This is a genomic window from Streptomyces kanamyceticus (genome assembly GCF_008704495.1).
Classification (GTDB): Bacteria; Actinomycetota; Actinomycetes; order Streptomycetales; family Streptomycetaceae; genus Streptomyces; species Streptomyces kanamyceticus.
The window spans coordinates 6,031,439-6,053,431 of the sequence record NZ_CP023699.1 but is presented as its reverse complement, the minus strand read 5'-3'; the positions used below and the strand labels follow the sequence as shown (position 1 = coordinate 6,053,431).

Sequence of the window (21,993 nt, the reverse complement as noted above, 5' to 3'; positions counted from 1 at the left end):
GAGGAGAAGTCCGTGTCCACGCGACGCACCAGCCGCACCGTGCGCATCAAATCCGTCTATTCGGTGGTCCCGCACGACAGGAACACGGTGGAACTGCGCTCCGGCGTATGGAATCCACAGTCGATCACGCTCGTCGACCACAGCGGGGCGGGGCGCCTCAGCACCCTCGTCAGCGGGCTCGACGGCACCAGGGACCGGGCCCAGCTCGCCAAGGAGGCCGGGGTCACCAGGACCGAACTGGAGGCGCTGATCGACCACTTGGACCAGCTCGCCGTACTCGAACACGGCCCCTCCACCGCGCTCGACGCCTACCTCGACCGGACGGCGAGCGGGCGCGTCGAAGAGGCCACCCTGCCGTCCCTGCGCGTCCTCGGCGGCACGGCGGCCGCCCAGGTGGCCGGGCTGCTCGGCGCCCATGAACAGCTCACCGTCACCGCGCCCGACGAACACGCCGAACAGCTGCGGCTCCTGGACGAGTGCCCGCTGGACGTCCTGGAGGACGGCCTGGCCTTCGAACGGTTCGCCGAGCGGTTCGAGGACTGGCGCGGCTGCCTCCTGGTGCACGTCGCCGACGCGGTGCACCCGCTGCGCCTCGCCGTACTGAACCGGGTCGCGCTGGCGCTCGGCACCCCCTGGATCCAGGCCGCGCTCGACGGCCCGCTGCTCCTGGTGGGGCCGACGTTCGTGCCGGACAGCACGGCCTGTTTCACCTGCTTCGAGACCCGCGTGGTGATGAACCTCCGCGAGGGCGCCGCCTACCAGCGCTACAAGAAGGCCCTGGCGGGCAACGGCGCGGCGGCCGGGGAGCAGGGCGACGGCGGCACCGGGGTGCTCTCCTCGCTGCTCGCCTCGCACACCGCGCTCGAAGCGCTGAACATGGCGGTCACCGGCATGACCAGCACCGTCGGCAAGGTGCTCGGCGTCTATCTGCCGTCGATGGAGATGGTCTACTCCGAGGTGCTCAGGCTGCCCGGCTGCCCGTCCTGCGGCACCGTGCCCGAACGCGACGGCACCGAGGTCTACTTCGACGTCAGGCGGTGGGTCGATGCCTGAGCTGCGCACCGCGTCGGGGCTGCGCCTGGTCGAGCCGCCCGACGTACAGACGAGCCGTCTGCGCCGCCGCATGCACGCGCCGCTGTGCGGTCTCATGCCCCAGCTCGGCTTCCTCACCCGGCCCCGGTACGCGCCCCGCCTCATGGTCTCGGGCGGCGACCTCACCGGCGTCCACGTCCTGCGCGACCAGCCGCGCCCCAAGCTGGGCAGCTACCACATCGGCGGCTACGGGATACGTCCCCACGAGTCGCACATCCGCACCCTGGGCGAGGTCGTGGAGCGCTACGCCGGGTACGTCGCCGCCGTGAGCGGCGCGTTCCCCGTCCGGTTCGCCCCCGAGGCCGACCTCGCGGACGAACCGCACTTCCCGGTCGGCTCCTATCTCCCGTACACCCAGGAGCAGTTGGCGAGCGAGGGATTCCCCTTCCGGCGTCCGCGCCCCGAGGAACCGCTGGGCTGGAGCCGCCTCACCTGCCTGCGCGACGGCACCGACACCTGGGTGCCCGCCCAGCTCACGACCGTCGGCTACGTGGTCCGCGACGCCGAGGGCGAACCCTGGGTGCAGCCCGCCGTCACCACCGGCACCGCGGCGCACACCGACCCGCACAAGGCGGCACTCGGCGCGCTCCAGGAGATGGTGCAGATCGACGCGGCCGTCGGGCACTGGTACGGCGGGACCAGGTCGGTGCGCATCCGGCCAGGCGCGCGCAGCGCGGCGCTGCTCAGGATCATCGCCAGGCACTGCCATCCGCTGGGCGGGCAGCCCGAGTTCCACCTGCTGCCCAGCGCCGACCTGCCCGGCTTCACCGTCGCCTGTCTGATCCGCGAGCCGGGCGGGCAGATCCCGGCGGTCGCCGTCGGCCTCGGCATCGACGTACGCCTGGAATCCGCCATGTACAAGGCGTTCCTGGAGGGCGTCGGGGTGCGGGCGCTGGCCACCTGGACGAGCGTCCAGGACCACACCACGGGCGCCGCCACCGACGACGAGGCGATCTTCGACCTGGAGAGCAACGTCGTCCTCGCCGCGTCCCCCAAGGGCGCCCGCGTCGTCGAGGAGCGTTACGGCGACTGCGACGAGGCGAGCGCCGACGACCTGCCGCCCGATCCGGCGGACACGGACCCCGAAGCCTGCGTGCGCACGCTCGTCCGGGCCTTCCACGACACCGGCAAGCGCCTCTACGGCGGCGATCTGACCACCGTGGACGCCGCCGAACTCGGCTTCGTCGTCGCCCGGTTCTGGAGCCCCGACCTGCTCACCCTGCCGCTGCCCAGCGCCCCGACGGCGGCCCATCCCCGGTTCCCGGCCTACGGAGGGTTCCAGCGGCATGCCCCTCATCCGTTCCCCTGAACTGACCGGCGCCGCCCCCGAACTGACCGGCGCCGTACCGGCCGACACCCGTCCGCTCCTCGCCGCCACCGTCGTCGTCCTCGGCCTCGCGTCGATGACCGTCGCCGCCCATCTGCACACCCGCTGGGCGGGCCTGCGACGGCTTCCGATGCTCGGTCTGCACCTCGGCGTCTGCGGCCTCGCCGTGCTCGGCGCCGCCGCGCTGCTCGGCACGGGCGTCCTGCGGCCGGTGCGGGACGTCGGCTGGGCGGGGCTCGCGGCGGGGCTGCTGCTCGGTCCGCTCGTGGGGTACGCGGCCACCCGCGCCGACCGGTCCGTGACGCGGTGGTGGGGGCGGCGGGCCGGACACTCCGTGCGCGACGACCGTCCGGTGGCGCTGCGTTCGGGGCACGCGCGGCCCGCCGGGGTCGCCGTCGCGGGTGCCGCCACCGCCGGGCGGCGCACCGGACTCATCGAGGCGCGCAACGACTTCGCGCCGACCTCCGCGGACCTGCGGGTCCGCCTGCCGCTGCTGCTCGCGGTGGCGCTGGCCGAGGAACTGGTCTACCGGGGCGTGCTGTTGGGCCTCGCCCTGCGGGCAGGGCCCGTGCTCGTCGTGGTCGGCGCGGTCCTCGGCGTGCAGCTCGTCTTCGCCGTGTCCCACGTGTTCTTCGGCTGGGGCCAGGTCCTCTCCAAGCTGCCGCTCGCCGCGCTGTGCACGGGCGCCGTGCTGCTCACCGGCACGGTGCTGCCCGCCGTCATCGGGCACGCGCTGTTCAACACCTGGGTCTGGCGCTACCACCGGGCGCGTCCCTCGGCGGCCCGCCAGAACCGCCCCGCCGCCTCGGCCTGGGGGACGGCCCGATGAGTACGCCGCTGCGCGTCCTCGTCCTCGTCGCCGTCGTGCTCCTCTACTACTGGCTCGGCAAGGCCGTCCTCTTCCGCGCCGTGCGGCACCTCGCGGCCGTGACGCGGATCGGCCCGGCGCGCTGGGGCACGGCGCAGCGCGCCGACGTCTTCGAACTGGCCGCCGCGGGGGCCAGCCACGTCGTCGTGGTGGCGGCGCTCCTGGCGATCACCGGGATCGGGCCCGGCATGCTGGTCAGCGGCCTCGCCAGACCGGAACTGCTCGGCCTCGGCGTGCTCCTGGGCATCGGCGAACTGGCCATCGGTTCGCTGATCTGCCGGGCGCTGATCGAGGTGAGGCTGGCGGGCGGGGCGCGCCGCCGAGTGCCTGCCTCGCCGGTCAACTCGGCGCGGACCACAGGAGGTTCGGGCCTCCAGACGCGTACCTCCACGCCCGTCCGCGTACGGCCCCGCGAGGACCACGGCCTCTCCCTGCGCTCCTGGCTCGGGCGCTCGCGCGGCGGCTGGATCCGGCACCACCTCACCGCCCTGAAGGTGCTTCCGCTGTGGGCGGCCCTCGGCCTTACCGGGGTCCAGGTCGCCTCCGAGGAGCTGGTGTTCCGCGGCATCGCCCTCACCTGGCTGCGTGACGCGGGACCCGGCGTCGCGCTCACCACCTCCATCGTGCTGTTCGTCGTCATGCAGGCGTTCTTCATGTCCACCTGGCAGGGCGCGATGTTCCCCCTGATGGGCGGCGTGGTGATGGGGGTCGTGCACGGCCTGGTGTTCTGGGCCGTGCCGGACGTGGCGCCGCTGGTGGTGGCCCACGTCGTGTTCTTCGTGTTCGCCGTCATCTAGCGCGTGGCGCACGGCGCGTAAGGCGCACGGCGCGTGGAGCGAGAAGGAGTACCTACGTCATGGAGCACGGCCTGTCGTTTCTTCCCGATGCCGAACACCACGGGCTGCCCGCGCCCGAGTACTTCCGGACGCTGCTCGACCTCAGCAGGCTGGCCGACGAGGCGGGGCTCAGCCATGTGAAGATCACCGAGCACTATCTGCGCGCCTACGGCGGCTACTGCCCGAGCCCGCTGGCCTTCCTGGCGAGCGTCGCCTCCGTCACCACGCGGGTGCGCCTGATGACCGGGTGCGTCCTGCCGGTCTTCCACCACCCGCTGCGGCTCGCCTCGGAGGCGGCGATGGTGGACGCGCTCAGCGGGGGGCGGCTCGACGTCGGGTTCGCGCGGGCCTATCTGCCGTACGAGTTCGAGGCGTTCGGGGTGCCGATGGACGGCAGCCGCGAACGGTTCACCGCCACGGTGGACGCGGTCCTGCGCCTGTGGACCGAGGAGAAGGTCTCCGTCGACACCCCCTACTTCCGGTTCTCCGACGCGACGGCGCTGCCCCGCCCGGTGCAGTCCCCGCACCCGCCGACCTGGATCGCCGCCGTCCGCTCCCGGTCGAGCTTCGCCTGGGCCGGTGAGCAGGGCCACGGGCTCCTGGTGACCCCGGCGCTGACGCCGCTGGAGGAGATGGCCGACCACATCGCGGTGTACCGGGAGAGCTTCGCGCAGGCCGGGCACGCGGAAGGCCGCTCGCGCGTCCTGGCGAGCCTGCCGCTGTACGTCGGCAGGGACGACCGCGAGGCGTTCGCGACGGCGGACCCGCTGCTCGCGCACTACCTGCGGGTGTGGGCCGAGTCGACGGACGCGTGGACGACGACGGTCTCCTCGGACTACCGCGGCTACACGGGCATGAGCCGGGCGATCCGCGCGATGACCCCCGAGTCGTTCCGCACCCTCGGCGGCGCCGTCGTGGGCGGCCCGCACCGCGTCGCCGACCGCATCCAGCACATCGCCGACATCCTCGACGTGGACGGCTTCCTGTGGCAGGTGGACTTCGGCGCGGTAGGCGGCGCGGTGGCCCGTCCCGGCGTGGAACGCTTCTGCGCGGACGTACTCCCAGAACTGGCCATCCGCCCCGACCCGAACCGCCCGGACTGACCGAACCGGCCGAGCCCGCGCCGCCCAGCAGGCGCCGGGGCCCGTCCGGCGACGCCTGGCAGGCCCTGCCGCTCGGCGGGCAGCGGGATTCGTCCAGCGACAGCTGGCCTTCCCCGCCGCCCCGCGAGCGCCCAGATCCGGCCCAGCCGGGCACCGCCGCCGTAACCACCTCGCGGCGCGGACGGGCTTCCCGAACCCGCGCCGCCCGGCAGGCAGGCACCGTGGACCCGCCCAGCCCGCGGCCGGCGACCGATCAGATCCAGCCCAGCCGCGCCGCCGCCGCGGCCGCCTCGTGGCGGTTGCGGGCGCCTGTCTTCGTGATCGCCCGTGACAGGTAGTTGCGCACCGTGCCCGGAGACAGCGAGACGGTGGCCGCTATCTCGGCCACCGTCGTCGACCGTCGTGAGACGCCAAGGACTTCACACTCGCGCGGGGTGAGCGGACATCGTTCGGTGAGCAGGGCGCGCACGGACAGGTCCGGGTCGAGTACCCGCTCGCCCGCCATGACCCGCCTGAGTACGTCCCGCAGTCCCCTCATGGAGACCGTCTTCATGACGAACGCGGACGTCCCCGCGGCCACCGCCCTGCGCAGCTGCGCGACGTCCCCCGCCGTGGTCAGGATGACGCTGCGCGCGCACGGGCAGTGCCTGCGGAGCGCCGCCACCGTCTCCAGGGCCTTCTCGGTGCGCTCCAGGTCGACCAGGACCACGTCCGGCGCCAGCCGGAGCGCCTCCCGGACCACATCGGCCCCGGCCTCCGCGCCGCCGACCAGGCGCAGGCCCGGCTCCTGCTGCAGAAGGCGGGTGAACGCCTTCCTGTCGAGTGTGTCGTCCTCCGTCACCAGCACGGTGATCTCACGGCGCCGGGTCCGCACAGCACTGTAGGTCTCCACTCCTGCCTCCCCCGTACGACATCCGTTCAAGGCTGCCACGGCTGGCCGGTTGTGCGCCCCATGCGTTTCCGGCCAACGGGAGTGGGCCCAGGCGCCCCAGGGCCCACTCCCGTCAGGCCACCCGCGCCCCGCGCCGCCAGACCCGGGTCACCAGGGGCACGCCGGGCCGGTAGGCGAGGTGGACGTGGCTCGGGGCGTCGAGCAGGGCCAGGTCCGCGCGGGCACCCACCGCGATCCGGCCGACGTCGTCGCGGCGCAGGGCCGCCGCGCCGCCCGCGGTGGCCGACCAGAGCGCCTCGTCGGGGGTCATGCCCATGTCCCGTACGGCGAGGGCGATGCAGAAGGGGACCGAGGAGGTGAAGGACGAGCCCGGGTTGCAGTCCGTGGAGAGGGCGACCGTGGCGCCCGCGTCCAGGAGGCGGCGGGCGTTCGGCCACTCGGCGCGGGTGGAGAACTCGGCGCCGGGGAGGAGCGTCGCCACCGTGTCGCCCTGGGCGAGCGCGTCGACGTCCGCGTCCGTCAGGTGCGTGCAGTGGTCGGCCGACGCGGCGTCCAGTTCCACCGCCAGTTGGACGCCGGGGCCGTACGAGAGCTGGTTCGCGTGGATGCGGGGGTGCAGGCCCTTCGCCTTGCCCGCCGTCAGGATCGCGCGGGCCTGGTCGCCGTCGAAGGCGCCCTTCTCGCAGAAGACGTCGATCCAGCGGGCGTGCGGGGCGCAGGCGTCGAGCATCTCGCCGGTGACGAGAGCCACGTACGCCGCCGGGTCGTCGGCGTAGTCCGGTGAGACGATGTGCGCGCCGAGGTAGGTGACCTCGTCCGTGTGGCGTGCCGCGATGCGCAGGGCGCGGGCCTCGTCGTGCGTGGTGAGGCCGTACCCCGACTTCGTCTCGAACGTGGTCGTGCCCTGGCGCAGGGCCTCGGCGAGGTAGCGGGTGACGTTGGCTTCGAGCACCTCGTCGCTCGCCGCGCGCGTCGCCGCGACCGTGGTGCGGATGCCGCCCGCCGAGTAACTGCGGCCCGACATGCGGGCGTTGAACTCCTGGGTGCGGTCGCCCGCGAAGACCAGGTGGGAGTGCGAGTCGACGAAGCCGGGGATCGCCGACCGGTTCTCCGCGTCGTACGTCGTGTCGGCGGCGGGCGCGGTCGCGGCGGGGCCGACCCAGGCGATGTGCTCGCCGTCGAGGACGACGGCCGCGTCCGTCAGGAGGCCGAGGGGGCTTCCGTCCCCCTGGGAGGGGTCGTTGGTGACGAGGCTGGAGATGTTGGTGATGAGGGTGGTGGGCATCGGTTCCTCTGCGGGTGAGTGGGGGCGGGCGTCTTGCCTCCGGCGGTTCTTTCCCCGATCCCGCCCCTTCCCGAAATCTCCCGGCTCCGCCGGACGGTGCCAGGTCGATCACCGGCTCCGCCGAGTTCGTCCTCAAACGCCGGACGGGCTGGAAGACATCCCCGGATCCGGCTGGAATTCTGGAGCGGGTCCGGGGGAAGAACCAGCTCCTCCGGCGGGGAAAATCAGCCCCTCCGGCGTTTGAGGAGCGGGGTCCGGGGCGGAGCCCCGTGGCAGGGGCGGGACGGGGCGCGTCAGTCTCTCAGCGACGCGATCGCCTCCGTCAGCGCCGACGGCACGTCGGGGACCAGGGCATGGACGCCGTCGCGTACGACATGACGGCCCCCTGCCACCGTGTGGCGGACGTCCGCCGACGTTCCGGCGAAGAGCACCGCCTCCGCGCCGAGGCGCGGGACCGGGCCCGCCGTGCGGACCGAGTCGAGGGCGATGGTCGTGAGGTCCGCCAGAGCGCCTCGCTCGATGACGCCCGCGTCGGGCCAGCCGAGGGCCGCGTGCCCGTCGGCGGAGGCCGCGCGCAGCAGGGCCGCCGCCGTCCAGTGGCCGCGCGTGTGCGAGCGGAGGCGTTCGTTCAGCTCCATCGCGCGGGCCTCCTCCAGGATGTCGATCACCGCGTGGCTGTCACTGCCCAGGGAGAGCGGGCTGCCCGCCCGCTGCAGGCGGACCGCGGGGCCGATGCCGTCGGCCAGGTCGCGTTCCGTCGTCGGGCACATGCACGTGCCGGTGGCGGAGCGGCCGATGAGCACGATGTCCTCGTCCGTGAGGTGCGTGTTGTGGACGCCCGTGGTGCGCGCGCCGAGCACGCCGTGGTCGGCGAGGAGGCGCGTAGGGGTCCGGCCGTGGACGGCGAGGCACGCGTCGTTCTCCGCCGTCTGCTCGGAGAGGTGGACGTGGAGCGGGGCACCGCGGGCCCCCGCCCATTCCGCCACCGTCCCCAACTGCCGTGCGGGGACGGCCCGTACGGAGTGGATCGCCGCACCGATGCGCGCGTGGTCACGGTCCTTGAGGAGCGAGGCCCGCTCCGCCCACGCCTGCGTCGTACCGTCGGAGAAGCGCAGTTGGTGGCGGTTGGGGGGCTTGCCGCGTTCCTCGTCGAGGAGTCCTGACGCCACGTACGCCGTGTCCAGGAGCGTGATGCGGACGCCCGCGTCGGCGGCCGCCTGGATCAGCGCCTCGCCCATCGCGTTGGGATCGGCGTACGGCGTGCCGCCGGGGCCGTGGTGGAGGTAGTGGAACTCGCCGACCGTGGTGATGCCCGCGAGCGCCATCTCCGCGTACACCGCACGGGCGAGCGCGTGGTACGTCTCGGGCGTCAGCCGGTCCGCCACCGCGTACATCGTCTCGCGCCACGTCCAGAAGGTGCCCGAGCCGACCTGGACCGTGCCGCGCAGGGCCCGGTGGAAGGCGTGCGAGTGGGCGTTCGCGAGGCCGGGGAGCGTCAGGCCGCGCAGCACCGTCGCACCCGGTGGCGGCGCGTCCGCGCCCGTGCGGACGGCCGTGATCCGGTCGCCGCTCACCTCCACCGTCACGCCCGGCTCGACATGGGTGTCGAGCCAGGCGTGCTCCAGCCAGTACGTGTCCGTCCGCTCCGTCGTCACCTGCACGCCAGCCCTTCCAGTACGTCCGCCAGTGCGGTCACCCCGGCCAGGCAGTCGTCCTCCGCCGCGTGCTCGGCCGGGGAGTGCGAGACGCCCGTGGGGTTCCGTACGAACAGCATGGCGGTGGGGATCGAGCCGGACAAAATACCCGCGTCGTGTCCCGCTCCCGTGCCGAGGACGGGGAGCGGCCGTTCCGTGCCCGCGCCGAGGATCGCGCCCAGCTCGTCGCGGAGCGCGTGCTCGAACTCGATCACCGGCGTGAAGGACTCGCGTACGACGTCGAGGTCGATGCCGTGCCGTTCCGCGTACTCACGGGCGGCCTTCTCGATGCCGGTGACGACCGTGTCCAGGGACTCCTGGTCGGGCGCCCGCGAGTCCAGCCAGCCGCGCACCAGGGACGGGATCGCGTTGACGCCGTTCGGCTCGACGGAGATCTTGCCGAACGTGGCCAGCGCGCCCGCGAGTTCGGCCTCGCGGCGGGCGGCAAGGACGGTCTCCGCGTACGACAGCATCGGGTCGCGGCGGTCGACGAGCCGGGTCGTGCCCGCGTGGTTGGCCTCGCCCCGGAAGTCGAAGCGCCAGCGGCCGTGCGGCCAGATGGCGGACGCGATGCCGACGGGGTCGCCCGACAGGTCGAGGGCGCGGCCCTGCTCGACGTGCAGCTCCACGAACGCGCCGATGCGGGCGAGGCGTTCGGGGTCGGCGCCGATGCCGTACGGGTCGTAGCCCGCCGCCTCCATCGCCTGCGGCAGCGTCACGCCGTCGCCGTCGCGGAGCTTGTGCGCGGCCTCGATGGTGAGCTGTCCCGCGGCGAGCCGGGAGCCGACGCAGGCGAGGCCGAAGCGGGCGCCCTCCTCGTCGCCGAAGTTGACCAGCGCGAGGGGTCTGATGAACTCCGCTCCCCGGTAGCGGAGTTCGTCGAGCGCGGCGAAGGAGGAGACGACGCCGAGGGGGCCGTCGAAGGCGCCGCCGTCGGGGACGGAGTCCAGGTGGGATCCGGTGACGACGGCGTTCCCCAGGCTCGGGTCGCCCAGCCACGCCCACTGGTTGCCGTTGCGGTCCAGTTCGTAGGTGAGGCCCCTTGACTCCGCCTGGGCCTTGAACCAGGCGCGGCAGTCGGCGTCGGCGCCCGTCCACGCGTAGCGGCGGTAGCCGCGGGAACGGGTGTCCTGTCCGATGGGCTTCAGGTCCCGCCACATCTCCTGGAACGACGGGGCGGATGCGGCGGGGCTCCGCCCCGAACCCCGCTCCTCAAACGCCGGAGGGGCTGAATTGCTCGCCTGCGAGGCCGAATTACTCACTCGCACCCTCTCGCATCGGAACCCGCACGCCCTTCTCGTCCGCCACCGACTCCGCGATGTCGTACCCGGCATCCACGTGCCGGATGACGCCCATGCCCGGGTCGTTCGTCAGGACGCGGCGGATCTTCTCGCCCGCGAGCTTCGTGCCGTCGGCCACCGAGACCTGGCCCGCGTGGATGGAGCGGCCCATGCCGACGCCGCCGCCGTGGTGGATGGAGACCCAGGAGGCGCCGGACGCGACGTTCACCATGGCGTTCAGGAGCGGCCAGTCGGCGATCGCGTCGGAGCCGTCGAGCATGGCCTCGGTCTCGCGGTAGGGCGAGGCCACCGAGCCGCAGTCCAGGTGGTCGCGGCCGATGGCGAGGGGCGCGGCGAGCGTGCCGTTGCCGACCATGTCGTTGAACATGTCGCCCGCCTTGTCGCGCTCGCCCTGGCCGAGCCAGCAGATGCGCGCGGGCAGGCCCTGGAAGTGGACGCGCTCGCCCGCCATCTTGATCCAGCGGTGCAGGGACTCGTTCTCGGGGAAGAGGTCCAGGAGCGCCTTGTCCGTCTTGTGGATGTCGGACGCCTCGCCCGACAGGGCCGCCCAGCGGAACGGGCCCTTGCCCTCGCAGAAGAGCGGACGGATGTAGGCGGGTACGAAGCCGGGGAACGCGAACGCCCGCTCGTAGCCTGCCAGTTGTGCCTCGCCGCGGATCGAGTTGCCGTAGTCGAAGACCTCGGCGCCCGCGTCCATGAAGCCGACCATCGCCTCGACGTGCTTGGCCATGGACTCGCGGGCGCGGGCGGTGAAGCCCGCCGGGTCCTTCTCCGCGAGCGTCTGCATGTCGTCGAAGTCGACGCCGCTCGGCAGGTACGCGAGCGGGTCGTGCGCGGAGGTCTGGTCGGTGACGATGTCGATCGGCGCGCCCTCGGCGAGCATGCGCGGGAGCAGGTCCGCCGCGTTGCCGAGGAGGCCGATGGAGAGGGGGCGGCGGGCGTCGCGCGCCTCGACGGCCAGCTGGAGCGCGTGCTCCAGGGAGTCGGCCTTCACGTCCAGGTACTTGTGCTCGATGCGGCGCTCGATGGCGCGCGGGTCGACGTCGATACAGATCGCGACGCCGTCGTTCATGGTGACGGCGAGCGGCTGGGCGCCGCCCATGCCGCCGAGACCGGCCGTGAGCGTGATCGTTCCGGCGAGGGTTCCGTTGAACTTCTTCGCGGCGACGGCGGCGAACGTCTCGTACGTGCCCTGGAGGATGCCCTGCGTGCCGATGTAGATCCAGGAGCCCGCGGTCATCTGGCCGTACATGGTGAGGCCGAGGGCCTCAAGGCGGCGGAACTCCTCCCAGTTCGCCCAGTCGCCGACCAGGTTGGAGTTGGCGATCAGGACGCGCGGCGCCCACTCGTGGGTCTGCATCACGCCGACCGGGCGGCCGGACTGGACGAGCATCGTCTCGTCCTGCTTGAGGGTCTTCAGCGTGCGCACCATCGCGTCGAAGGAGCGCCAGTCGCGGGCCGCCTTGCCGGTGCCGCCGTAGACGACGAGCTTGTCGGGGTGCTCGGCGACCTCGGGGTCGAGGTTGTTCTGGAGCATGCGGAGGGCGGCCTCCTGCTGCCATCCCAGGGCGCTCAGTTCAGTGCCGCGAGGTGCCCGAACGGGGCGGGGTCCTGACATGGCGGTGCCTCCTCGTATGAAGCTGCGTACGGAGCTACTCACTGTGACCTTGTTATTCACATCCTGATGGCCTGAATAGAGCTAGTCAATAGCGAACGAATGCACGAGTACGCCAGCGGCGTCCCGCCTCGGATGATTGGCTGGATCACATGGGCACGGACGAGGAACGCGAGCAGATCACCCACGGCGAGCAGGGCCCGGGCACCACCCCGGACCAGGAGAAGACCCAGGACCTCCGCGCGAGCGGCGACAGCGCCACCCGCCGCGACCAAGCCGTGCGCGCCGCCGTCGAACAGGGCGTCGTGGGGCCCGCCGCCCCCGTCGTCGGGCTGCTCGACGTCACCGGCATCCGCACGGCCGCCGCCGAGCTGCGCGCCGCCTTCGACGCCGTCGTCGAGCCGGGCACCCCCGTGCTGCACGCCTTCGCGGTCAAGGCCGCCCCGCTGGTGCCGGTGCTCAGGCTGCTGCGCTCGGCGGGCATCGGCGCCGAGGTGGCGAGCCCCGGGGAGCTCGGCATCGCCAGGGCCGCGGGCATCGCGCCCGCGGACACCGTCCTCGACTCCCCCGCCAAGACCCCCGCCGAACTGCGCCAGGCCCTGGCACTCGGCATCGCCGTGAACGCGGACAACCCGCAGGAGCTGGCCCGCATCGACACGCTCGTCCAGTCGGCGCCGACCGGATCGCCCATCGGCCTGCGGGTGAACCCGCAGATCGGCGGCGGCTCGATCGACGCGGTGTCGACGGCGACGGCCACCTCCAAGTTCGGGGTGCCGCTGCGCGACCCCGGCGCCCGCGACTGGCTCCTCCAGGCCTACCTGGACCGGCCGTGGCTGACCCGCCTGCACGCGCACTCCGGGTCGCAGGGCATGACCCTGGAGATGATGGTGCGGGGCGTCACCGCGGCGTACGAACTGGCCGAGGAGGTCAACGAACGCGCAGGGCGGCGGCAGATCGACACCATCGACATCGGCGGCGGACTGCCCGTCAACTTCTCCTCCGACGAGGTGAGTCCGACCCACGCGCAGTACGCGCGCCGCCTCAAGTCCCGCGTGCCGGGGCTGCTCGACGGGCGCTACGGCCTGGTCACCGAGTTCGGCCGCTCGCTGCTCGCCAAGCAGGGCACGCTCCTCGCCCGCGTCGAGTACGTGAAGAAGGCGGGCGGCCGTCCGATCGCGCTGACGCACGCGGGCGTGCAGGTGGCGACGCGGACCGTGTACGCGCCCGCGTCGTGGCCGCTGCGGATCGCCGCCTACGACCCCAAGGGCAGGCCCAGGAGCGGTCCCGCCGTCGGCCAGGACGTGGCGGGCCCCGCCTGCTTCGCGGGCGACCTGCTCGCCGAGAACCGCCCGCTGCCGCTGCTCGAACAGGGCGACTACGTGGCGGCGTTGGACACCGGCGCCTACTACTTCGCGCACCACTACTCGTACAACAGCCTTGCCAGGCCCGGCATCTACGGCTTCTCGTCGTACGCGGACGAGGTGCGCTTCGCCGCGGTGCGCGAGCCGCAGACGCTCGACGAGATCGTGGCGGAGGCGGGCGGCGGCGCGGAACGGGACGCGCTGCGCCACCTCTGAACGCGCCAGGCTCTGGGTGCACCAGGCTCTGAGCTCACCAAGCTCTGGGCTTCCTCAACTCCCGCATGGTGACGTGCGTCACGGGCAGACCCTCCCTCCAGACCCGCTACCGGTCTCGGGGGAGGCACCTGTGACGACAACCGGCACGTCCACCACCACACCACCGCCCGCCGAAGAAGGCGCCCTGCACCGCGCCATCGGCCCCAAGCTCCTGATCCTCTTCGTGATCGGCGACATCCTCGGCACCGGCATCTACGCCACCACCGGCAAGGTCGCGGGGAAGGTCGGCGGCGCGCTGTGGCTGCCGTTCGCGATCGGCTTCGTCGTGGCGTTCCTGACGGCCGCCTCGTACGTCGAACTCGTCGGCAAGTACCCGAAGGCGGCGGGTGCCGCGCTCTACACCCAGAAGGCGTTCAAGACGCCGTTCCTCACCTTCATCATCGCCTTCATGGTGATGTGCTCCGGGCTCTCCTCGGCGAGCGCGGCGGCCCGCGCGTTCAGCGGGGACTACCTCGGCGAGCTGACGGGCGACGCGCTGCCGCCCACCCTGATCGCGATCACCTTCATCGTGCTGCTCGCCGCCCTGAACATGCGCGGCGTCTCGGAGTCGGTGAAGGCGAACGTGGTCCTCACGCTCGTCGAGCTGACGGGCCTCGTCATCATCCTGGGGATCGGCGCGTACGCCGTCCTGACCGGCGACGGCGAACCGTCCCGGCTCACCGACTTTGAAGCGAACGGAACCGGATACGCCCTGATGACGGGGGTGTTGGGGGCGACGGCGCTCGGCTTCTTCGCCTTCGTCGGCTTCGAGGACTCGGTCAACATGGCCGAGGAGACGAAGGATCCGGTGCGCACCTTCCCGCGCGCGATCTTCATCGGCGTCGCGGTCACGGGCACCATCTACGTCCTGGTCGCGCTGGTCTCCTCCCTCCTGGTCGACTACAAGACCCTGGAGGGATCGAGCGGCCCGCTGCTCGAAGTCGTGAAGGCGGGCGGCGTCGACTTCCCGCACGAACTCTTCGCCCTGATCGCCCTGTTCGCGGTCATCAACTCGGCGCTGATCAACATCATGATGGCCTCGCGGCTCTGCTACGGCATGGCCAACGAACGCATCCTGCCGCGCGCCATGGGCCGCGTCCTCTCCCGCCGCCGCACCCCGGTCGTCGGCATCGTCTTCGTCTCGCTGCTCGCCATCGGCCTGGTCTCCACGGGCGAGATCGAGGGCCTGGGCGACACCACGGCGTTCCTGCTCCTGTGCGTGTTCGCGGTGGTCAACGTCTCGGTCCTGGTCCTGCGCCGCGACCGGGTCGACCACAAGCACTTCCGTACGCCGACGGTCCTGCCGGTACTGGGCGCGATCACGGCCCTGATCCTGGCGAGCCCCCTGGCGGACCGTCCGGCCGAGGTCTACATCCGGGCGGGCGTGCTGATCGCCATCGGGGTCGGACTGTGGGTGGTCAACAAGGCGGTCCTGAAGGCGCGGGGCGAGGACTGAGCTTGACGGGGGTCTGAACCGACCCGGGGGACGGCTCGATCGCTTGCTCGATACATCCGGTCATTCGCGAGCCGTCCCGGATGCCCCCGTGAGCCGATCCCGTCGAGATCGGGCACGTTCCCCCGGGAAATGCCCATTCCTCACGGAACCGGGGTTTCGCTGCGTACTTTCCTCCCACCGAGTGGTGCGAACCACCCGGTCGGGTGGTGGGGGCCACCCGGTTTCACCTGGGGAAGGGGAGGCAGCGTGCCCGGAATCGACGAGTGTCTGCTCGAGGCGATGACACTGCCCGGGGCACGCGGAGCCGCGATCGTCGACTGGACCAGTGGGCTCGCCCTCGGTTCAGTCGGCGAATCGCCCAACGGCGACCACGAGGCGACCGCCGCGGAGACGGCGGAGGTGGCCCGCGCCGCCGCCGAGTACCGGGCGTTCGCACCGGCCGACGCGACGTACGACGACACGGAGAGCGGCCCGTACGACAGCACGGGCGGCGGCACCTACGACGGCGCGGACGACGATGCCAAAGGGCTCCCCGTCGAGGACCTCATCCTCACCACCCGCGCCGGATTCCATCTGATCCGCTTCGTCGAGACGACCTTCGACAGCAGCGTCTTCCTGTACCTCTGGCTCGACCGGTGCACCGGCAACCTCGCCCTCGCCCGCAGGCAGTTGCGGGACCTGTCCGAGCGCCTGGTGCTGAGGTGAGCGCCATGCGGATCACCGCGCCCGCCACGTCGCCCATGCTGCTGCGCCTCGCCGACGAGCGGGCCACCGGCGCGTTCCTGCGCGACCAGGGCACGCTCTACCTCGTCGAAGGACGCGTCGTGCACGCGGAGAGCCCCGCCGCGCCGGGCATCGACGTACTGCTCACGGCGGGCGGGTCGCTGCCCGAGCAGGGCTGGCAGGAGTCCCTCACGCTGGCGGGGACCCGGCACGAGGTGGGGCGCCATCTGATCGACAGCGGCCGGGTGGCCGCGGGCGAGCTGGAGATGTGCCATCTCGGCGCGCTGTACGACGCCGCGTTCTTCGTGCTCGGCCCCGCCTGCGGGCCCACCCGGTTCCGCTACGGCGTCGCGCACTGGCTCGGCCGGGTGCGCCCCGTGGACGCCGAGGCCGTGGAGCGCGAGACGCGGCGCCGCCGGGCACTCCTCGACGGCATCTGGCCCTGCCCCGACGTCGACACCGCGCCCGTGGTGCCCCGGCCGCCCGCGCCGGGACAGACCGTCACCGGACGCCAGCGCGCCCTGCTGCGCCTGGCCGACGGCGTCCGCACGCCGACCGCCATCGCCTGGGCGCTCGGCCGTCCCACGTTCCACACACTGATCGAGGTCAGACGGCTGGCCGCGGCGGGCCTCGTGGAACCCCCGCAGCCGCAGGACCCCGCGGCGGCCCCCGTGGCCCTTCCCCTCCCGGTCCCGGCGGACTCCGCGGCGCCGGACATCGCCCTACTACGCCGGGTTCGCGACGCGCTGGAGGCAACCCTGTGAATGCCCGTACCGCTCACCGGGCCGAGTCCTGTCCCCCATGAAGCTCATGGCGCTCTGGAAGCGCACCGGGAGGAGAAAGCTGATGACTTCGGAAGCCGATGTGACCGGCGAACTGAAACGGCTGCGGACCCGGCTCCCCCAGCTCAGGGGCGCGCTGACCGCCAGTGTCGACGGGCTCGTCCTCGCGCAGGACGCCACGGACGTGGAGGTGGAGGGCGTCTGCGCCCTCACCGCGGCGGCGCTCGCGGTGGCCCTGCGCCTGTCCGACGCGACCCATCAGGGCGACTTCCGCGAGCTGTTGATCCGCGCCGACCACGGATACGTGGCCACCTACGCGGCCGGTTCATCGGCCGTCCTGACCCTGCTCGCCGAGCCCCAGATCAACGTGGGCCGGCTGCATCTGGAGGCTCGCCGCTCCAGCGCGCTCATCGGCGACCTGGTCGACGCCGCCGTCGTACGAGCGGAGGAACCCTGACCCATGCCCCCCACCACACCCTCACCGTCCTCGTCATCGCGGACACCCAGCAGACGGAAAGGAAGTGCACGATTCATGGCCAACACGGAGACCGCACTCAAGGAAGCCACCACGTCCATCGACGGCGTCGTCGGCGCCGCCCTGGTCGACTACACGAGCGGCATGGCCCTCGGCACGATCGGCGGCGGCAAGGAACTGGACCTGTCCGTGGCCGCGGCGGGGAACACGGACGTCGTGCGCGCCAAGCTGCGCACGATGGAACTCCTGGGGCTGAAGGACGAGATCGAGGACATCCTGATCTCGCTCGGCACGCAGTACCACCTGATCCGGCTGATCAAGGGGCGCAACAACAACGGCCTCTTCCTCTATCTGGCCCTCGACAAGGACCGGGCGAACCTCGCCATGGCCCGCCACCAGCTCAGGCGCATCGAGACGAGCCTGGACGTCTGACCCGCGCCGAGGACCGGCGGCGCCGTGCCCCGTGGTGCGGCGCCGTCAGCCGTGCGCCCTCACTCCACGAAGAGCCCCCGCGCCGCCGCCCGCACATCGAACTCCTCGAGCCGCGCCTGCGCGTCCGGCAGGCCGTCGCACATCGCCTCCAGGAGGACCCGGCCGAGCAGCATCGGGGCGCAGGCCGTGTCGAAGGCGAGGCCCGTGCCGACCGCGGCCGGGAGCAGAAGGTCGGAGTGGGCGGCGACCGGGGCGAACGCCGAGTCGGCGACCGTGATCACGGTGAGGCCCGCCGAGCGCGCGTAGGCGAGGGCGTCGACGACCTCGCGGGGATGGCGGGGCAGCGCGAAGCAGAGGAGGGCGGTGGCACCGGCCCTGACCGCCGCGTCGACGCGGTCGGCGAGCATCGTGCCGCCCTCGTTCAGGAGGCGTACGTCGGGGTGGACCTTGGCGGCGAAGTACGCGAAGCCGTACGCCTGGGACGCGGCGGCGCGCAGGCCGAGGACGGGCAGCGGGCGGGAGGCGGCGATGAGCCGTCCCGCCCGCTCGACGGGGGCCGGGTCCGCGAGGACCTCCGCCAGGTGCCGCAGGTTCTCGATCTCCGCCTGGACCGCCTGCTGGTACTCGTTGAGGGAGTCGCCGAACGACGTCTCCGGGGGCGCCACGTCCCGCAGGTGCTTGCGCAGGGCCGGGTAGCCGTCGAAGCCGAGCGCCACCGCGAAGCGGGTCACCGACGGCTGGCTCACCCCGGCCAGCTCGGCCAGTTCGACGCTGGAGAGGAAGGGGACGTCGGCCGCCCGCCGCACCATGCAGTGCGCGATGCGGCGCTGGGTCGGCGTGAGCCGGTGCCCTTCGAAGAGCACTTGCAGCCGCGCCGCAGGACTGTCACTCATACCGTTCCCCTCACAACACCCGATCCCTCGGCGGCCGTTCCGTTCGCGCCGCCCAGTTCCGTCCACAGCTCGGTGAACCGGTCGAGCAGCCCCGCTGCCGCCGTCACATCATCCGTCAGCGGCCGGTCGGCGAACTCTCCGTCCAAGACCTCGTCGGCGAGCGCGAAGGCGCGGCCGACCGGGAGCGCGGGGTCCAGGCGCATGTCGCGCTGCCTCAACGCCCTTATGGCGGCGACCAGTTCGCAGCCCACCACCAGGCGGTAGGCCGAGCAGACGCGCAGCGTCTGGCGGGCGGCGAGCGAGGCGAAGCTGGCCTGCTCCTCGACGCCGCGGGAGAGCACCGCGTGGCCGAGCGAGGCGGGCGCGGAGAAGGCCCGCAGGTCGCCGAGGGCCGCCCCGGCCGCGTATTCGAGGATCATGACGCCCGACGAGGCCGGTTCGCCGTCGGCGAGGAAGGGCCGCAGGCGGGTGAAGCCCGGTTCGTTGAGGGTCGAGAGGCGCGAGGTGGAAAGACGCGCCGCCTGGGTCGTGGCGAGCCTGAAGTGGTCGAGGGCCAGGGCGAGTTGGGCGAGGTAGAAGCCGCCGTGGTGGTAGGCGGCCAGGTCGTCGGGTGAGATCAGCGGGTTCTCGGCGGCCGCGTTGATCTCGACGGTGAGGACGTTCTCGAGGGCGTCGGCCGCGTCGTGCGCGGGCCCGTGGATCTGCGGCACACAGCGGAAGCCGTAGGGGTCCTGGATGCGGCCGAGCGGCGGCGTGGGGCGGTCGGGGGCGCCGAGCAGGCGCCGCATGCGTTCGGCGACCGCGTACGAGCCGGGGTGGCGCCGCGCCTCGTGGACGGGCAGCGCGTACGCCTCGTACGACCCGTCGACGGCCATCAGGGAGAGCGCGGCGACCACCTGGGTGGCGCCGATCAGGCCGCGCAGTTCGTGCAGGGCGAGCGCGGACTGGCCGAGGGTGAGGGCGTTGCTGCTGATCAGGGCGAGGGCGTCGTTGTTGTCGAGGGGCTGGGGTTCGGGGGCGGCGCCGGGGCCCTGCCAGGGGTGCTCGCCCGCGAGCGCGAGGCCCATCTGGGCGAGGGCGGCGATGTCGCCTGTACCGACCGAGCCGAATTCGTTGACCGTGGGGTACGCGCCGGTCTCCAGGGCCTGACAGAGCGCGGTGACGACGGTCGGCCGCAGGCCCGCGCCGCCCGCGAGGAGCTGGTTGGCGCGGACCGCGAGCATCGCGCGGACCTGCCGCGCGGGCAGCTCCTCGCCGACCGCCCCTGCGTGCGAGCGCAGCAGCCGCAGACCGTGGTCGGCGGCCGCCTCGGTGGGCACGTCCTCGTTCCGGTTCGCGCCGACGCCGGTGGAGCGGCCGTAGACGCGCCCCCAGGCCGCGATCTCTCGTGCCGCGTTCCAGGAGTCCTCGGCGCGCTTCATCCCGTCGGTCGCGGGGACGGGCAATGCATCCGATTCGGCCAGACGTACGACATCTGCGACCATCAGTCCCCGGCCGTCGAGGACGACGACCTTTTCCCTGTCGCCGGTCGCCCTGTCCGCGATACGAGACGACTTCACTCGCATTCCCTCCTAAATCGGACGTCCTGTCTTGCCCTGCGGCCACTTGTTACCAGTGATTTACGCCGGAGCATTGACAACCTATTCAGACAGCAAGAACTCTGCATGACGATATACAGCCGGGCAAGGGACTCCTCATGATCCAATTCGATACGGTCCACAAACGCTTCCCGAACGGCACGACAGCGGTCCACGACCTCAGCCTCGACATGCCCGAAGGCGGCGTGACCGTACTCGTCGGATCTTCCGGTTGCGGCAAGACGACGACCCTCAGGATGATCAACCGAATGGTCGACCCGACCTCGGGGACCATCCGCGTCGGCGGCCGCGACGTCCTCGAACAGGACGCGGCCGAACTGCGCCGCTCCATCGGCTACGTCATCCAGCAGTCCGGGCTCTTCCCGCACCGCACGGTCCTCGACAACATCGCCACGGTGCCGCTCCTGCTCGGCTGGGGCCGCAGGAAGGCGCGGGCCAGGGCGGCCGAGCTCCTGGAGACGGTCGGCCTCGCCGCCGACGCGGGCAAGCGCTACCCGCACCAGCTCTCCGGCGGCCAGCAGCAGCGCGTCGGCGTGGCCCGCGCGCTCGCCGCGGACCCGCCGGTGCTCCTCATGGACGAGCCCTTCGGCGCGGTCGACCCGGTGGTGCGCACCCAGCTCCAGGACGAACTCCTGCGCCTCCAGCGGGAGTTGAACAAGACCATCGTCTTCGTGACGCACGACATCGACGAGGCCGTACGACTCGGCGACCGGATAGCCGTCTTCCGCAGCGGCGGGCACCTCGTGCAGTGCGCCGAACCCGCCGAGCTGCTCGCCCGCCCCGCGGACGGCTTTGTCGCGGACTTCCTCGGGGCGGAGCGCGGTCTGAAGCTTTTGTCGTTGACGACGCTGGCGGATGTCCCCCGGGGGCCCGCCCCCGAGGGCGGGGTCTGGACACTCCGCCTCGACTCCGCGGGTGCGCCGGTTGCCTGGCGGCACAAGGACGGGGACGCGGCGGATGTCCCCGTCCGTCCGCTGCGCGACACGGACTCGCTGCTTGCCGCCCTTGACGAGTCCCTGTCCGCGCCGACCGGCCTCGTGGCCCGTGTCGACGCGGAGGGCCGCCTGACCGGGGTCTCGTCCCGGGAGGACATCCACGACGGGGCGGGGGCGGCGCACGCTCGGGGACGGTCATCCCGCGGCCCGGTGGGGGCTGGCCGCGCCCGCGCGGCGGAGCCGCAAATGTCACAGCCCCGCGCCCCTTCCAGGGGCGCCCCGTCAGGGGCGCGGGGAACTGCGCGCGCAACCAAGGACGGTCCGCAGCCGCCAACGGACAGCCGAGGGCAGACGAGTCCGCGCACCCCGGAAGGCACGGACGGCACGGAAGGCGCGGGCGACACGGACGCAGAGGCCACCACATGACCGTCGACTGGTCATGGATCGGCGACCACACCGACGACCTCACCACCCTCACCCTCTCCCACCTCCAGGCCGCCCTCTCCGCAGTCGCCCTAGGGCTGCTGATATCCCTGCCGCTGGCAGTACTCGCGCACCGCGTGCGACCCCTGCGCGGGCTCCTCCTCGGGCTCTCCAACGTTCTCTTCACGATTCCGTCGATCGCCGTCTTCGTGCTGCTCCTGCCGGTCAGCGGCCTCACCCGCACCACCACCGTGACCGGGCTGACGATCTACACCCTGGTCGTCCTCCTTCGGAACACCGTCGAGGGCCTGGACTCCGTGCCCACCAAGACGAAAGAGGCCGCGAAGGCCATGGGCACGCGGCCGCTGCGGACCCTGCTCACCGTCGAGCTCCCCCTCGCGCTGCCGGTGATCATGGCGGGCGTACGCATCGCGACGGTCATGTCGATCTCGCTGGTCTCCGTCGCGACCTACATCGGCGACGGCGGGCTCGGGCAGCTCTTCACGGACGGCTTCCAGCGCAACTTCCCCACCCCCGTGATCGTCGGCGTCGTCCTCACGCTGCTCCTCGCGCTCGTCGCGGACGCGCTGCTCGTCGCCCTCCAGTACGTCCTGACGCCCTGGACCCGCCGCCGGAAGGGCGCGTGA

At 72.5% G+C, this 21,993-nt stretch carries 20 protein-coding genes; 13 read left to right on the top strand and 7 right to left on the bottom strand.

The features are described 5' to 3' along the window. The first annotated feature begins 12 nt into the window (after positions 1-12). Genes CP970_RS26000 through CP970_RS25980 form a run of 5 tightly spaced genes read left to right on the top strand, consistent with a single transcriptional unit; the run spans position 13 to position 5,226 of the window. Positions 13-1,053 carry a TOMM precursor leader peptide-binding protein gene (locus tag CP970_RS26000; RefSeq protein WP_055555495.1) on the top strand — a complete coding sequence of 347 codons (1,041 nt, stop codon included), beginning with the start codon at positions 13-15 and terminating at the stop codon, positions 1,051-1,053. Next, a complete protein-coding gene (locus tag CP970_RS25995; RefSeq protein WP_055555497.1) occupies positions 1,046-2,401 on the top strand; it encodes a YcaO-like family protein in 1,356 nt (451 codons plus the stop codon). The genes CP970_RS26000 and CP970_RS25995 overlap by 8 nt, the downstream gene beginning before the upstream one ends. Continuing rightward, positions 2,379-3,248 carry a CPBP family intramembrane glutamic endopeptidase gene (locus tag CP970_RS25990; protein ID WP_055555499.1) on the top strand — a complete coding sequence of 290 codons (870 nt, stop codon included), beginning with the start codon at positions 2,379-2,381 and terminating at the stop codon, positions 3,246-3,248. The genes CP970_RS25995 and CP970_RS25990 overlap by 23 nt, the downstream gene beginning before the upstream one ends. Next, positions 3,245-4,084 carry a CPBP family glutamic-type intramembrane protease gene (locus CP970_RS25985; RefSeq protein ID WP_055555501.1) on the top strand — a complete coding sequence of 280 codons (840 nt, stop codon included), beginning with the start codon at positions 3,245-3,247 and terminating at the stop codon, positions 4,082-4,084. Before CP970_RS25990 ends, CP970_RS25985 begins: the two co-directional genes overlap by 4 nt. A gap of 59 nt (positions 4,085-4,143) precedes the next feature. Continuing rightward, on the top strand, positions 4,144-5,226 hold the full coding sequence (locus CP970_RS25980) for an LLM class flavin-dependent oxidoreductase (protein ID WP_055555503.1): 1,083 nt from the start codon (positions 4,144-4,146) through the stop codon (positions 5,224-5,226). Between the two features lie 253 nt (positions 5,227-5,479). Here the strand turns inward: CP970_RS25980 and CP970_RS25975 are convergent, their stop codons facing one another. From CP970_RS25975 to hutU, 5 genes are all read right to left on the bottom strand, one after another. Further along, a complete protein-coding gene (locus CP970_RS25975; RefSeq protein WP_169801301.1) occupies positions 5,480-6,118 on the bottom strand; it encodes a response regulator transcription factor in 639 nt (212 codons plus the stop codon). A gap of 112 nt (positions 6,119-6,230) precedes the next feature. Then, the gene (gene hutI, locus CP970_RS25970) at positions 6,231-7,403 is read right to left on the bottom strand and encodes an imidazolonepropionase (protein ID WP_055555507.1); all 1,173 of its coding nucleotides are present in this window, start codon (positions 7,401-7,403) and stop codon (positions 6,231-6,233) included. A gap of 293 nt (positions 7,404-7,696) precedes the next feature. Next, positions 7,697-9,064: a formimidoylglutamate deiminase gene (locus CP970_RS25965; protein ID WP_398655771.1), complete on the bottom strand. Its 1,368-nt coding sequence runs from the start codon at positions 9,062-9,064 to the stop codon at positions 7,697-7,699. Continuing rightward, positions 9,055-10,257 (bottom strand): allantoate amidohydrolase, encoded by a 1,203-nt coding sequence (locus CP970_RS25960; protein ID WP_055548113.1) that lies wholly within the window; start codon positions 10,255-10,257, stop codon positions 9,055-9,057. Before CP970_RS25960 ends, CP970_RS25965 begins: the two co-directional genes overlap by 10 nt. Positions 10,258-10,351: 94 nt before the next feature. Beyond that, complete coding sequence (gene hutU / locus CP970_RS25955; protein WP_055548111.1) at positions 10,352-12,016, bottom strand: urocanate hydratase; 1,665 nt, start codon at positions 12,014-12,016, stop codon at positions 10,352-10,354. Positions 12,017-12,165: 149 nt separating this feature from the next. On the opposite strand from hutU, the gene CP970_RS25950 reads away from it, so the two are divergent. From CP970_RS25950 to CP970_RS25925, 6 genes are all read left to right on the top strand, one after another. Continuing rightward, positions 12,166-13,590 carry a type III PLP-dependent enzyme domain-containing protein gene (locus CP970_RS25950; protein WP_055548109.1) on the top strand — a complete coding sequence of 475 codons (1,425 nt, stop codon included), beginning with the start codon at positions 12,166-12,168 and terminating at the stop codon, positions 13,588-13,590. 130 nt (positions 13,591-13,720) lie between these two features. Further along, on the top strand, positions 13,721-15,085 hold the full coding sequence (locus CP970_RS25945) for an APC family permease (protein ID WP_055548107.1): 1,365 nt from the start codon (positions 13,721-13,723) through the stop codon (positions 15,083-15,085). A 246-nt stretch (positions 15,086-15,331) separates the two neighbouring features. After that, entirely contained in the window at positions 15,332-15,790 is a 459-nt protein-coding gene (locus tag CP970_RS25940; protein ID WP_055548105.1) for a hypothetical protein, read from the top strand. Positions 15,791-15,795: 5 nt separating this feature from the next. Then, complete coding sequence (locus CP970_RS25935; protein WP_055548104.1) at positions 15,796-16,572, top strand: hypothetical protein; 777 nt, start codon at positions 15,796-15,798, stop codon at positions 16,570-16,572. Between the two features lie 82 nt (positions 16,573-16,654). Then, positions 16,655-17,047 (top strand): roadblock/LC7 domain-containing protein, encoded by a 393-nt coding sequence (locus tag CP970_RS25930; RefSeq protein ID WP_079043542.1) that lies wholly within the window; start codon positions 16,655-16,657, stop codon positions 17,045-17,047. A 75-nt stretch (positions 17,048-17,122) separates the two neighbouring features. After that, a complete protein-coding gene (locus CP970_RS25925) occupies positions 17,123-17,497 on the top strand; it encodes a hypothetical protein (protein WP_055548102.1) in 375 nt (124 codons plus the stop codon). Positions 17,498-17,556: 59 nt separating this feature from the next. Here CP970_RS25925 and CP970_RS25920 read toward each other — a convergent pair whose 3' ends face one another. Together CP970_RS25920 and CP970_RS25915 are read right to left on the bottom strand one after the other, a co-directional pair. Next, positions 17,557-18,390, bottom strand: coding sequence for a MurR/RpiR family transcriptional regulator (locus tag CP970_RS25920; protein ID WP_055548100.1), 834 nt, complete (start codon positions 18,388-18,390; stop codon positions 17,557-17,559). Further along, entirely contained in the window at positions 18,387-19,955 is a 1,569-nt protein-coding gene (locus CP970_RS25915; RefSeq protein WP_150493992.1) for an aromatic amino acid ammonia-lyase, read from the bottom strand. The genes CP970_RS25920 and CP970_RS25915 overlap by 4 nt, the downstream gene beginning before the upstream one ends. 131 nt (positions 19,956-20,086) lie before the next feature. Here CP970_RS25915 and CP970_RS25910 point away from each other — a divergent pair, with 131 nt between their 5' ends. Both CP970_RS25910 and CP970_RS25905 read left to right on the top strand, forming a co-directional pair. Beyond that, positions 20,087-21,349: an ABC transporter ATP-binding protein gene (locus tag CP970_RS25910; RefSeq protein WP_150493990.1), complete on the top strand. Its 1,263-nt coding sequence runs from the start codon at positions 20,087-20,089 to the stop codon at positions 21,347-21,349. Beyond that, the gene (locus CP970_RS25905; RefSeq protein ID WP_055556626.1) at positions 21,346-21,993 is read left to right on the top strand and encodes an ABC transporter permease; all 648 of its coding nucleotides are present in this window, start codon (positions 21,346-21,348) and stop codon (positions 21,991-21,993) included. The genes CP970_RS25910 and CP970_RS25905 overlap by 4 nt, the downstream gene beginning before the upstream one ends.

Coding starts and splice junctions, on each gene's coding strand:
- CP970_RS25905 (WP_055556626.1), top strand. CDS start 21,346: ATGACCGTCGACTGGTCATGGATCGGCGACCACACCGACGACCTCACC.
- CP970_RS25935 (WP_055548104.1), top strand. CDS start 15,796: ATGCGGATCACCGCGCCCGCCACGTCGCCCATGCTGCTGCGCCTCGCC.
- CP970_RS25950 (WP_055548109.1), top strand. CDS start 12,166: ATGGGCACGGACGAGGAACGCGAGCAGATCACCCACGGCGAGCAGGGC.
- CP970_RS25920 (WP_055548100.1), bottom strand. CDS start 18,390: ATGAGTGACAGTCCTGCGGCGCGGCTGCAAGTGCTCTTCGAAGGGCAC.
- hutU (WP_055548111.1), bottom strand. CDS start 12,016: ATGTCAGGACCCCGCCCCGTTCGGGCACCTCGCGGCACTGAACTGAGC.
- CP970_RS25960 (WP_055548113.1), bottom strand. CDS start 10,257: ATGTGGCGGGACCTGAAGCCCATCGGACAGGACACCCGTTCCCGCGGC.
- CP970_RS25990 (WP_055555499.1), top strand. CDS start 2,379: ATGCCCCTCATCCGTTCCCCTGAACTGACCGGCGCCGCCCCCGAACTG.
- CP970_RS25910 (WP_150493990.1), top strand. CDS start 20,087: ATGATCCAATTCGATACGGTCCACAAACGCTTCCCGAACGGCACGACA.
- CP970_RS25915 (WP_150493992.1), bottom strand. CDS start 19,955: ATGCGAGTGAAGTCGTCTCGTATCGCGGACAGGGCGACCGGCGACAGG.
- CP970_RS25980 (WP_055555503.1), top strand. CDS start 4,144: ATGGAGCACGGCCTGTCGTTTCTTCCCGATGCCGAACACCACGGGCTG.
- CP970_RS25985 (WP_055555501.1), top strand. CDS start 3,245: ATGAGTACGCCGCTGCGCGTCCTCGTCCTCGTCGCCGTCGTGCTCCTC.
- CP970_RS25995 (WP_055555497.1), top strand. CDS start 1,046: ATGCCTGAGCTGCGCACCGCGTCGGGGCTGCGCCTGGTCGAGCCGCCC.
- hutI (WP_055555507.1), bottom strand. CDS start 7,403: ATGCCCACCACCCTCATCACCAACATCTCCAGCCTCGTCACCAACGAC.
- CP970_RS25925 (WP_055548102.1), top strand. CDS start 17,123: ATGGCCAACACGGAGACCGCACTCAAGGAAGCCACCACGTCCATCGAC.
- CP970_RS25930 (WP_079043542.1), top strand. CDS start 16,655: ATGACTTCGGAAGCCGATGTGACCGGCGAACTGAAACGGCTGCGGACC.